The sequence below is a fragment of the Bradyrhizobium guangdongense genome, from assembly GCF_004114975.1.
GTDB lineage: Bacteria > Pseudomonadota > Alphaproteobacteria > Rhizobiales > Xanthobacteraceae > Bradyrhizobium > Bradyrhizobium guangdongense.
In genome coordinates this window covers 6,949,870-6,962,531 of record NZ_CP030051.1, presented here as the reverse complement: position 1 = coordinate 6,962,531, position 12,662 = coordinate 6,949,870, and the positions used below count along the sequence as shown (strand labels likewise).

General features: G+C 63.8%; 7 protein-coding genes and 1 pseudogene. 1 reads left to right on the top strand and 7 read right to left on the bottom strand.

From position 1 onward, the window contains the following. Positions 1–16 precede the first annotated feature (16 nt). Positions 17–1,486, top strand: a pseudogene (locus tag X265_RS33350) (ATPase); the annotation flags it as partial. 207 nt (positions 1,487–1,693) lie between these two features. On the opposite strand, the gene X265_RS33345 reads toward X265_RS33350, so the two are convergent. The 7 genes from X265_RS33345 to X265_RS33315 all read right to left on the bottom strand — a co-directional run bounded on the left by X265_RS33345 (position 1,694) and on the right by X265_RS33315 (position 12,649). Continuing rightward, on the bottom strand, positions 1,694–2,806 hold the full coding sequence (locus X265_RS33345; protein WP_128968673.1) for an ABC transporter permease: 1,113 nt from the start codon (positions 2,804–2,806) through the stop codon (positions 1,694–1,696). 2 nt (positions 2,807–2,808) lie between these two features. Beyond that, positions 2,809–5,583, bottom strand: a complete 2,775-nt coding sequence (gene rbbA / locus X265_RS33340; RefSeq protein ID WP_164938916.1) for a ribosome-associated ATPase/putative transporter RbbA — start codon at positions 5,581–5,583, stop codon at positions 2,809–2,811. Then, the gene (locus X265_RS33335) at positions 5,580–6,647 is read right to left on the bottom strand and encodes an HlyD family secretion protein (protein WP_128968671.1); all 1,068 of its coding nucleotides are present in this window, start codon (positions 6,645–6,647) and stop codon (positions 5,580–5,582) included. Before X265_RS33335 ends, rbbA begins: the two co-directional genes overlap by 4 nt. Before the next feature lie 198 nt (positions 6,648–6,845). Continuing rightward, positions 6,846–8,342 (bottom strand): sugar ABC transporter ATP-binding protein, encoded by a 1,497-nt coding sequence (locus X265_RS33330; protein WP_128968670.1) that lies wholly within the window; start codon positions 8,340–8,342, stop codon positions 6,846–6,848. Continuing rightward, positions 8,339–9,436, bottom strand: a complete 1,098-nt coding sequence (locus X265_RS33325) for a hypothetical protein (RefSeq protein WP_164938915.1) — start codon at positions 9,434–9,436, stop codon at positions 8,339–8,341. The genes X265_RS33330 and X265_RS33325 overlap by 4 nt, the downstream gene beginning before the upstream one ends. Then, positions 9,433–11,556, bottom strand: coding sequence for an ABC transporter permease (locus X265_RS33320; RefSeq protein WP_128968668.1), 2,124 nt, complete (start codon positions 11,554–11,556; stop codon positions 9,433–9,435). Before X265_RS33320 ends, X265_RS33325 begins: the two co-directional genes overlap by 4 nt. A 76-nt stretch (positions 11,557–11,632) precedes the next feature. After that, the gene (locus tag X265_RS33315; protein ID WP_128968667.1) at positions 11,633–12,649 is read right to left on the bottom strand and encodes a sugar ABC transporter substrate-binding protein; all 1,017 of its coding nucleotides are present in this window, start codon (positions 12,647–12,649) and stop codon (positions 11,633–11,635) included. Between the last annotated feature and the right edge of the window lie 13 nt (positions 12,650–12,662).

The window sequence follows — 12,662 nt, the reverse complement described above, 5'->3', positions numbered from 1 at the left end:
TCCGAATTGAAACATTTCCGAAGCGATGCTGGCAAAGGTTGCCGGGCTGCCCGAAGAGGTGCTGAAAAATTGTCTTTCCGCGCTCGATCGCGCCGAGTTGCTGGTCAGTATCGATACCGATCTGGAAGATTCTCTCGAATTCCGACACGAGATGGTTCGTCAAGTGACTTACGACTCGATGGTCGAAAAGGTTCGTGAAAACCTGAATGCACGCATCATCGAAGCTTTCGAGGCCGAAGAAAGCTGGCGCGATACACCCGAGCGACTTTGCTACCATGCGACCCAGGCGAAGGATTGGCGAAAAGCGTTCGATCACGGAAGGAGTGCTGCACGGAAATGCCTGGTGCGCTCTGCCTATACCGATGCGGCTGACTATTTCGACATCGCGATGAATTCGCTCGATAAGACGCCGACGAGCCGGTCGCGTGAGGCGGATGCCGTCGATCTCCGGATGGAGGCGCGCATGGCGTTTATGTGGTCCGGTCACGTTGCTCGGGCGCTGGAGCTGGGAAATGAAGCCGAGCGGCGCGCCGATGCCATCGATGACCTCGGTCGCAAGATCGCGGCCATGACTGTCCGGGCGAGTGCGCAGAACTTCTACGGAACGCCGGCCGAGGCCGTCGCGATCGGCGAGGCTGTCGCGAACCTGTCGCGAGGGGAACGTGATCAGGGATGGAGCAATCTGGCCCAATATGGGCTGGGGCAGGCCTATTTCCTTGCCGGCCGCTACCATAGCGCCGAAGAGATTCTGGAAACCGTCCGCGGCCGGTTGATGGATCCGGAGGCCAGTGCCCCGCTTGGCTCTACCCCAAGATATCTCCTGCTTCTCTGCTGCATGATGGGCAGCATCACCCACACCGTCATGGGCGAGTTCGATATCGCCGAGCAGCTTCAGCGCGAGGCCGCGGCGATCGCTGAGGAAACCGGTCGGCCCTATGACCGCGTTGCCGCCGCTTATAGCGGCGGCTGGCTGATGCTTGGCCGGGGCGATCCGGCAGCTGCCGCCGCCGTTCTCGAAGACGGCTTCGTGCTGGCGCAGAAGCACGGCATAAGGCTGTTCGTGCCGGTCCTCGCCTGCCATCTCGGCATCGCCTATCTCGAGCAGGGGCTGTTCGACCGGGCCCGCCGCATGCTGACTGAAGCGCGCGAGGAGGCGAGGGCGGTCGGCTATACCTCGGCGGTGCTGCGCTCCTCGATCTACCTGGCTCTGGCGAGCCACCAGCTCGGCGACGCCCAGGCGGCGCAGAACATGCTGCGCGAGGCGCGCAACACCGCGCGCCAGCAGGGTTTTTCCGGCCTCGAGGCCGAAGCGCTGTTCGGCGAGGCCGTGGTGACGCCGCGATCGGGCGAGGAGAACCGCACCGTCATCCTTGCCGCTCTGCGCGCCGCGATCGCAATCGCCTCCGGGAGTGGTGCCAGTCCGTTGCTCGGCAAGGCCGAGGCGATGCTGAACGGCCTGCTCGCGGGCGGCGAGCAGCCGAGCTGACGTGCCGTGGCGTCGGCGTGCGCTTCTGCCCGGCGGGCGGAATGAATTTCATAAATTTTGCAAGGATTTAGCTACTGTGCATGGGGTTGTTTTTGCTTTTTGGGAGCAGGGCGGCCGCGCTGTGACGACAAGTCCCTTGCGCCGGCGGCAAGGCAATCGCGCCGCTTCGACAATCTGATGTACGAGCACCATTGAACGCCGCTATGGCTAGGCCAGGAAGGCCCGGAAACGCCGTAGCGCGATCAGGAAGAAGACGACGCCGATCAGCGCGAGCGCGAGAAGCTGCGGCCAGACGGCTTCGAGGCCGGCGCCGCGGAACAGGATGGCCTGGGCGAGCATCACGAAATGCGTGTTCGGTGCCGCCAGCATGATGTCCTGGACGAATTGCGGCATGCTCTCCCGCGGCGTCATGCTGCCGGACAGGGTCTGCAACGGCAGCAGGATCATGATCAGCAGCAGCCCGAACTGCGGCATCGACCCGGCAACGGTTGCGAGAAAAATGCCCATGCTGGTGGTAGCGAAGAGTTGCAGCGCCGCGCCGAGCAGGAACAGCGCCACCGAGCCGTCGATGGTCACAGCCAGCCATCCCTTCACCACGAACACGATCGACAAAGCGGAGGCGACCAGCACCACCGCTCCCATCGACCAGACCTTGCTCACCATGATCTCCAGCGGCGTGACCGGCATCACCAGGAGATGCTCGATCGTGCCGTGCTCGCGCTCGCGGATCAGCGCCGCACCGGTCAGGATGATCGAGAGCATGGTGATCGAGGTGATCACGTGGTCGATGGCGCCGAACCAGGACTTCGTCAGTTCCGGGTTGAAGCGTGCCCGCAGTGCCAGCTCGATCGGCGGCGCCTGCGCATCGCGCGTACGGGCCAGGAATTCGGCGATTTCCGCGCCGACGATCTGCTCGACATAGCCGCCGCCGTTGAAGGCCTGCGAGATGCGCGTCGCATCGATATTGAGCTGGATCGCCGGCGACTTTCGCGCCAGCAGGTCGCGCTGGAAGTCCGGCGGAATGTCGAGCGCGAACGTGTCGAGCCCCGCATCCATCCTGCGGTCCATTTCGTATTGCGAGATCAGACGCGGCTCGGAGAAATACGGCGCGGTGAATGCCATCCCGATGCGGGTCGAGACCGGCGAATGATCCTCGTCGACGATGGCGATCGCGGCGCGGTTGAGGGTTTCCGGCAACGCCTTCGCGCCGGCGTAGACCGCCAGCGTAAAGGAATAGACGATGAGCACGAGCAGCATCGGATCACGGACGAGGCCGCGCAGCTCCTTGATGCCGAGTTGAAGCACGTTATCGATGCGCATGATCAGCGGGCCTGTTTCTTCAGCAGCATTGCGCCGGCCGTCACCAGCACCGGGACCATGATGGCAAGCGCCAGCAGGTCGTTGTGCAGCGTTTCGAACGACAGGCCCTTGGAGAAGGTGCCGCGCGAGATCGTGACGAAATAGGTGGTGGGATAGATTCGTCCGATCAGCGCACCGAGCCCCTGGAGCGACGACACCGGATCGATCAGTCCGGAATACTGGATCGCAGGAATCAGTGTGATCAGCACCGTGCCGAACAGGGCCGCGATCTGGCTCTTCATGAAGGCCGAGATCACCAGCCCCATGCCGGTCGTGGCTGTGACGTAGAGCAGGGCGGCGAGCGCGTAGGTGGCAAAGCTGCCGGTGAAAGGCACGCCGAAGACGGTCAGCGCGAACCCGACCAGGAGAAGGAAGTTTCCGAACGCCAGCACGACGTAGGGCAGTTGCGTGCCGAGCAGGAATTCCAGCCGCGTCACCGGCGTCACGTAGAAATTGACGATCGAGCCGAGCTCCTTCTCGCGCACCACCGCGAGCGCAGCGAGCACTGCCGGAATCATGATCAGGAGCAACGGAATGATTCCGGGCGCCATGGCGACAACGCTCCTGACGTCGGGATTGTAGCGGTAGCGCAGCTGGAGCTGGTAGGACCCGGCGATTGCGGCTTCGCCATAGAGCTCCCGGCCCTTCTGGGCCAGCCAGGTCGCATGGATCGCCTGGGCATAGGAGCGCAGCGTTTCGGCGCGGGTGGGATTGGCGCCGTCGACCCAGGCGCCGATCTCGACATGCCGGCCTCGGCTGACGTCGCGGCCGAACCCGGGCGGCAGTTCGATGGCAAGGCCGATCTGGCCTGCGCGCATGCGGCGGTCGAGATCGGCGTAGTCGGTGATCGCGGATTTCTCGGTAAAGTAGCGCGAGCCTGCGATCTGAAGGCTGTAGTCGCGGCTGATCGCACTGTCGTCGCGGTCAAGCACGGCGAAGGTCAGGTTCTCGACGTCCATGCTGATGCCGTAGCCGAGCACGAACAGCAGCAGCACGCTGCCGAGAATCGCGAGCGTGGCGCGGATCGGATCGCGCCGCAGTTCGAGCGCCTCGCGCCGGGAATAGGCCAGCATGCGGGTCAGGTTGAACCTCGCGCCGCGTTTGCGTGGCGTGGTCGCCGTCGTTGCCCTGGTCTCGGCTGATACGGTGGCGGGCTGGCGAGTCGTCTCGCTATCGTCGGCGATCGCCTCCTCGAGGCAGGCGATGAAGGCCTGCTCCAGTGTGGCAGCGCCGCGTGCGGCGACGATCGCCGCCGGCGTGTCCGACGTCAGAACCCGGCCCGCATGCATCAGCGAGATACGGTCGCAGCGCTCCGCCTCGTTCATGAAATGCGTGGAGACGAAGATGGTGACGTTGTCCTTGCGCGAGAGCTCGGCGAGGATTTGCCAGAAGCGATCGCGGGCCACGGGATCAACCCCGGAAGTGGGCTCGTCGAGGATGAGGATGTCGGGACCATGGATCATGGCGACCGCCAGCGACAAACGTTGCCGCAGCCCGAGCGGCAGCGCGTCGGGGAGGGATTCCGCGACGTCTGCAAGATCGAACCTTGCGATCATCTCGTCGATGCGTGCGGCAATGGCGTCCGCCGGCAGCTCGAACAGCCGCGCATGCAGATCGAGGTTTTGCGTGACCGTCAGCTCCGAATAGAGCGAAAAGCCCTGCGACATGTAGCCGATGCGCCGCCGTATCGACATGTCGCCGGCATCGATTGGCTTACCGAAAAGTCGTGCGTTGCCCTCACTCACCGGCAATAGGCCGGTGAGCATTTTCATGGTCGTGGTCTTGCCGCAGCCGTTCGAGCCGAGGAAACCGAAGATCTCGCCTTTCCTGATGCGGAAGCTGACGTCCTCCACGGCAACGAAGTCATTGAACCGCCGGGTCAGATGGTCGGCCTCGATCGCGATCTCGTCATGATCTTCGCGGCGGGGCGGGATAACGACGCTGGTGTGGTTGCCGCGGTCTGCCTCGGGCAGAAGGCGGATGAACGCCTCATCTAGTGTCTCGGCGCCGGTCTGCGCCTTGAGTTCGGCGGGCGTTCCCGTCGCTAGCACGCGGCCGGCGTTCATCGCAATCAGGAAGTCGAATTGCGCGGCCTCTTCCATATAGGCGGTCGAGACGATCACGCTCATGCCGGGGCGGCCGTTGCGGATCGAGGCGATCAATTCCCAAAACTGGCGCCGCGACAAGGGATCAACGCCGGTGGTGGGTTCGTCCAGGATCAGCAACTCCGGATCGTGGATCAGGGCGCAGCAGAGGCCGACCTTCTGTTTCATTCCGCCGGAAAGTTTCGTCGCCGGCCGGTCGGCGAAGGGCGTGAGACCCGTGTCGCGCAACAGGCCGGCGATGCGCCTGTTCCGCTCCGCCTTGTCGTGTCCGAACAGACGGCCAAAGAAGTCGATATTCTCGAACACGGACAGCGTCGGATACAGGTTCTTGCCGAGTCCCTGTGGCATGTAGGCGATGTCGGGGCATACGTTGCGGCGATGGCGCGAACTCGCCATGTCGCCGCCGAGCACATGGATGCTCCCCTCCTGAATTTCACGTGCGCCGGCGATCAGCGCGAACAGGCTCGACTTGCCGACGCCGTCGGGGCCGATCAGGCCGACCATGCAGCCGGATGGCAGGTCGAGCGTGATGGCATCGAGTGCCCGGATGTTGCCGTAACTCAGGCCCACACCGTCCAGGCGCACGACGCTGCCAGCGGTGGCCGTGACGTCGGCTGTGGCACTCGCATTCATCGGGTCAGCTTGATCTTGAGGGTGTCGGGCCATTGCGCGGCTGGATCGAGCTGCACATAGGCCATGCCGGGCAGGCCGGTCTTCACGTGTTCGATGTGCCGACGCAGAAGGTCGGGCGCGATATGCGCCTTGATCCGGAACATCAGTTTCTGGCGCTCTTCCTCGGTCTCGACCGTCTTGGGCGTGAATTGCGCGACGTCGGCGACGAAGGTGGCCTTGGCTGGAATCACGTATTGCGGGATGGCATCGAGCACGAGGCGGACCTCGGTACCAATGGCGACCCGTCCGGCATCGGCCGTCGGCAGAAAAAACGTCATGTAGACGTCGCCGAGATCGACCATGTTGAGGACGCGACCGCCGGCCGCGAGCACCTCGCCCGGCTGCGACACGCGATATTGCACGCGGCCCTCGCGCGGCGCCTTCAAGACGCTGTCATTGAGGTCGGCGTTAATGCTTTCGATGGCAGCCTTCGCTGCGTCGACGGCGGCGCCGGCATCGATTACCATGGCGCGCGAGGAGCTGATTGCGGCTTCCGATGCCGCCACCTGGGCCTGAGCCGCGGCGAGTGCGGCCTTCGCAGTGGCATTGGCGGAGCGATCATCATCCAGCACCTGCTGCGACACCGCGCTCGTCTTGATCAATTGCTCGGAGCGATCGAGCTTGCGGCTCGTGGTGTCGAGCTGCGCGACACGCTGGTCGACCACGGCCTCGGCAGCCTTGCGCTCGGCCTCGCGCTGGTTGACGAGGCTCTTTGCGGTCTCGACGTTGATCGTAGCGCGCTGGAGCTGCGCTTCGGCCTGCCGGCGCTGGGCCTGCAACTGCTCGGTGTCCATGCGCGCCAGAACCTGGCCCGCACTGACGAAATCCCCTTCGTTGACCAGGATCTCGCGGATCCGGCCCGGCGTCTTGGTGGCGATGTCGATCTCGACTGCCTCGATGCGACCGTTGCCGCGGGCGAAGCCCGGCGGCAGTGGATTGGAATCGCGATGCTGCCAATAGTAGTAGCCGCCGCCCGCGAGGACGATGGCGATCGCGGCGAGGACGCGACCCGGTGCAAAGTTCATTTGTTTATAACGCCGCGCGGCGGCGCCCACATGTTACGAAACGGCCTGACCGCTGACTGTGCGGAAGGCCTTGCGTAACATGCAGCGATTTTTGCAGCGCAGCTTGATGCAGATCAGATAGCGGCTATCGCCTCTGCCCAAGGCTCAGGCAATTCATCGACCTGGAGCGCACCGGGTAACGCCGTATGAATTCAAGATCTAGTGAATTGCCGCATACATGATCTTCTCCTCCGTGGCCTCCAGCGCGGAGAACTCCTCCACGACCTTGCCCTGGCGGGAGACCAGGATGCGGTCGGAGAGCGCCATGATCTCGGGCAGATAGGACGAGATGACCACGACCGCCTTGCCCTCGTCAGCTAGTCGATTGATCAACTCGTGGATCTCGACGATGGCGCCGACGTCGACGCCGCGGGTCGGCTCGTCGAAGATGATCAAATCAGGCTCCTGCACCAGCGATTTCGCGATCACCACTTTCTGCTGATTGCCGCCGGAAAGCTCGACGACCTTGCCATGATCGCCGATGGCCCGAACCTTGAGCCGCTCGATCCAGGTCTTGCCGACGGCATCCGCTTCCCGCCGCGATAGCAGCGCGCGGCCTCGCGGAAACTTCGACAGAAGTCCAAGATAAATGTTGCGCGCGATCGAGGCCGTCTCGAAGAACCCCTCGATCTTGCGATCCTCCGTGACATAGGCGATGCCGGCTTTGACGGCAGGCGCCGGCACCCGATAGCGCACCGGCTGGTCGTGCAGCAGGATCTCGCCGCCATGGAAGAAGTCGCGCTTGAGCACGCCGGCAACAATCTTGAACGTCTCCGTACGGCCCGCACCGACGAGGCCAAATACACCCGTGATCTGCCCCGCGAACACCGACAGCGAATTATTCTTCACCATCGGCGCCATCTTCAAGTTTTGCACGGTGAGCACCCGTGCGCCGGCCGGCCGCACGCTGCTCTTTCGTGCACCATAGAGCGTGTTGGAGAGATCGCGTCCGACCATGGCCTGCACGATCGCCGCGCGGTCGAACCTGCCGACATCGTCGGTCACGACATGTTTGCCGTCCCGCAGCACGGTGATGCGGTCGGCGAGCAGCAGAGCCTCTTCCAGGGCATGCGAGATGAAGACGATCGAGACGCCGCGCTTTTTGAGGTCGCGGACCAGGTCGAAGAAGTATTTCTTCTCTTCCGGCGTCAGCGACGCTGTCGGCTCGTCGAAGATGATGACCTTGGCGCGGTGCAGGACCGCGCGCGCGATCTCCACCATCTGCTTCTTGGCCGCACCGAGGCCGCTGACGGTGGCGGTCGGCGTGACGTCGAAATTGAGCGATTGCAGGAATTGCTGTGCGGCGATGTAGATGCCGCGCAGGCGGTTGTAGAACTTCTCCTGTCCGAGAAACAGGTTTTGCGCGACCGTCATGGTCGGTACCAGGCTGTTCTCCTGGAACACCATGGCGATGCCGAGATTGCGCGCCTCCAGCGGCGTCTTCGGTGCGACCTCGGCGCCGTCGATCGTCATGCTCCCCGAGGTCAGCGTCACCACGCCGGCCATGACCTTGGTGAGGGTCGACTTGCCGGCGCCGTTCTCGCCGACGAGTGCATGGATCTCGCCGCGGCGGAGGTCGAAGTCGACTCCGTCGATGGCGGGCACGCCGGCGTAGAGCTTTGTCGCCTTGCGCAGCGAGAGTGCGATGTCGCTCATGTCCTGATCTCCTCGGCAAGGCAGGCAAGGGGCAATCGCAGGACACGGCCCGGTCCTTTGGCGATCAGGACGAGATCGTCGCCGAGCTCCATGGCGGCGACGACGCCGTGATTGATGCCGTCGACCCTGCTGTGCAGCGAATAGAGCGGCTGGCCGTCCGCATCGAGACGGATGACGAGGCCGTAGGAGCGCGGCGGCGCCCACGGTTTGATCAAGCCCATGGTCTTGATGTGCGCGCCCTGCATCGGCTCCTTGAACGAACGCCCGGAACGCAGGCGCGGCGCAACCCAATACGCCGGATCGATCTCCGCCATCATCCGGCGCCTATAGCCCGGCTCGCGCAACACGAACTCGACGAGTTGGGTCCGTGCGGTGAAGGCGGTGAGCCAGTAGCCTCCACCGGAAGCCTTCGACAGCCGCGACGGATAGACAGGGAGGTGAGCAAGCACGGTTTTTGGCGATGCGCCGGGCGCGACGAGAACGAGGCGATGACGCCAGCTCTCGCTGACCAGCACGGAATTGCCGCGTGCGCAGGCGCCGAAGGCATAGCCCAGCCCCTGGGCTAGGCACGTCACGGTCTTGTTGCGGGGATCAAGCTTGAACACGCGGCCGGTCCGGTTGAGCTCGAGCAGGTCGCGCGCCCAATCCTCGACACCTGATGTCGTCGAGCCGTCCGTCGCGATCAGCGTGTTGTCGTCCGCCAGCGCCAACGCATTGATCGCGTTGAACGCGGCGTCGGCGAACGTCGCGCTTGGCTGGTCTGTCGAGGGGCTGGCGTAAAGGCGGACCTCGCGCCCTCCGAGCGCGACGGCAAGGCCGCCGCCGGGAAGGCTACAGAGTGCCGAGATCGGTTGCTCGAAGCTGCGCACCTCCGATGCGGTGCCGCCTGTCAGGCACATCAACCGCCGCCCGTCGGCGATGAAGAGGCTGCTTCCATCGGTGGCGAGGTCTTCGGGAGCCTCGCATGTCAGCAAGGTCTCGGCCGCTTCCAGTCTCTGGTTGGGCTTCAATGCGCCGTCGAAGGACGGCACGGTAATGGTGGCCTCGCCGCGCCCGAGAAAACGGTTGGCGAAGTCCCTGACGGCGGCGATCACGACTGCTTCCCCCACCTTTTGTCATATTGGACGAAGTTCGGATCGGCATTTTCGAGCTTGTAGCGACCGATACGGTTATTGAGGATGCCGCCGAGATAGAGGTAGCCGCGATGCTCGCGCATCGAGGTGATCATCGGATGATTTTCGCCGTGCAGGTCCCAGAACGACTCGACGATCTTGCCCTGCTCGTTGAACTTGACCACGCAGCCGGTGTTGATGTTGGGGAACAGCCATTCGTCGACCGGCACGCGCTTAGCCATGCGGCGGCGAAAGCCCGGCATCTTCCAGGCGAGATCGAGCGAGGGGCTACGCATGCCGACCAACGCGAGCCAGTAATTGCCGTCTGAGGCGAGGTTGATGTTGTCGGGGTATCCAGGCAGATTGTCCATCACGACTTCGACTTGGCCCTTCTTCGGCCCCGCGAACCAATAGCGCTTGATCGAGCAGCCGAAGGTTTCGGCGAACAGGATCGACTGGCCGTCGCTGGCCACGCAGATCCCGTTGGGAAATTTGAGGCCGCGCAGCTCGGTGCGCGTCGTGCCGGTCTTGGTATCGTAGCAGATGATGCGGCCGTTGCCGCGCGCCTCCAAGCCGTCGATCGGCCATTCGTCCATCTCGTAGCGGACCGTTGCCTCGGAGAAGAAGATCAGTCCGTCATCGGTGATGTCGAGGTCGTCGGCGAGCCGCAGCCGGCTGTCGTCGTTGACCGAACGCATGCTGCGGTTGGTTTCGTCGGTCGCCTTTTCCACCGTGCCGTCGGGCGTGATGCGATAGAGCCCCATGCCGCCGATGCAGACGTAGAGATTGTCGTCGCGGTCGAAAGCCATGCCGAGCGGCTGGCCGCCGATATGGGCGAACACCTCCATTTCTTTGTAATCGGGTGCCAGGAAGCGCATGATGTCGCCGTGGCGTGAGCCGGCATAGAGATTGTCGTGGCGGTCTAGGATGACATCCTCCGGCGCCTCGATACGGCCGAGGCCGATCGCCTCGACGTCACGCAGCTTGTCATTCTGCTCGAACGGGCCGCCTTGTCCGATCTCGGTCGATGGCGGTGGCGGCAGCTCGTGATAGGTCGGCGCGACGTAGACCTTGCTGATGATACGCGTGCGGTTCTTCTGCCAGCGGATGTCGACCATCGCGGCGACGAGGAGGATGCCGGCGAGCGCCATGCGGTTGACGCCGCCGCGGGCGTTCATCGTCGTCAGACCGTTCGTGATCAGGAGCACGATCAGCACGCCGACCGCCGATTTGGCAACCGAACCTTTGCCGCCACCGAGCGTGATGCCGCCGAGCACGGTCGCGGTCAGCACGATCACCTCCAGCCCAACGCCAATATCGCCGCCGACGGTGCCGAGCCGGGAGGCGAAGAACAACGCGCCGATGCTGGTCAGTGCGCCGCTCGCGACGTAGCAGAGCGCGATCGTGCGGCGAACGGGGATGCCCGAATTATAGGCCGAGCGGCGCGAGCCGCCGATCGCGGTGATGTGCCAGCCCGGCCGCAGCCGCGTCATAAAGATATGACCGAAGATGGCGATGACGATATAGGCGAGCGCTACGGTGGGAATGCCGAGCACAGAACCGGCGCCGATGAAATCCCAGGATGGAATATCGGGAAAGGCCGAGGCGATCGCGTTGGAGTAGCGCTGGATCAGCAGGTCGTAAGCCGAGCGATAGATGATCAGGGTGATCAGCGTGGTGATGAAGGCGCGCAGTCGCAGATATCCTACCAGGATGCCGTTGACGGCGCCGAGCAGGGCACCGCAGAGCAGCGTGGCGACCACCACCGCCAGGACCGGCCAGCCGGCGACGTCAAGCAGATAGAGGGCGCAGAAGTCGGTCAATGCAAAGATCGACCCGACAGAGAGATCGATGCCGCCGACGATGACCACCAATGCGAGCCCGAGCGCAATGAAGCCGATCTCTCCGGCCTGGCGCGCGGTGTCCGCAAGGCTCGCAGGCGACAGGAAATTGTCGATGGACCGGCTGAAGGCGAAGCCGACGATCAGGAGAAGGATGACCGGGATGGCTGTCTCGGTCCATCGCTTGGACAGGATTTCACCGAGGAGATGATCGGGCCAGTAGCGGTAGCGCAGGCGTGTGATGGTGTCGCGCATCGGCATTCCAATAGGGCATGGAAAACGACTGAGAGTGTGTGGTCCCGGGTGTTGATCCCGGGACCACGAGCGTCAGCGCGGACTATTTCTTGAGGTCGCTCAGGTTCCAGCATGACATCTGGCTGTCGGCGTTCTCCTTGGTGATCGGGATCAGCGTGGTGTATTCCGAGCCCTTGATCGAGCCGGGCTTGGCGCCCGACGACAGCAGCCATTTGATCGTGCCCGCCATCTGTGCGGCCTGGGTCGGCACGTCATAGCTCATGTTGAGATCGAACGCGCCGGACTTCACCAGCTCGCAAGCGCCTTTACGCTCGCCGCCGCCCGATGTCGCAAGGAACACCTTTCCGGTCAGGCCGGCTTCTTTCACCGCGGCAGCGGTGCCGATGTCCATTCCGTCCCAGAAGCCGACGATGCCGCAGAGATCGGGGTTCTGCTTCAGCACGGTCTGCGTGATCGCTTTCGCTTTGGCCGCGTCCCAATCGGCCGCCTGGCTCGACACCACCTTGATCTCGGGATGCTTGGCGAGCACGTTCTCGACGCCCTTCAGCGTATAAGCGCTCGCCGCCGCCGACAGCGCGCCTTGCACGATCGCGATCTTGTTCGACTTGCCCTCGCAGGCTTTGACGACGGCTTCGGTGTCCCGCTCGCCGATCTCGATCCAATTGGCGCCGACGAAGGCGGAACTGCGATAGGCCGAGCCCATGTTGATCTGGATGACGTAGATGCCTTCGTTCTCGGCGCGCTGGAGCAGCTTCGCGTAGGTCTGCACGTCGGGATTATGGACCACCATCACTGCCGGTTTCTCGGAAATCAGCGAGGTGACGGCCTGGGCGCCGGCGTTGGTGTTCCAGTTGGCGTCGCGGATCACGAACTTGACGCCGAACGGCTCGAGCTCCTTCTTCAAGCCGGCGTACCAGCCCTCGGTCAGGTCGAAGTTCATGGCAACGGGCACATAGGCCACGGTCTTGCCGGCGAGCGCCTCCTTGAAGGGTTTCTGGAACGGCTCGTCCAGGCCCTGCTGGGCCAGCGCCGGTCCGGTCAACGCTGTGACTGTCAGGGCGGCCAGGATCGCCCTGGTCGGCTTGCCAGAATTCTTCATTGCTTCCTCCTTG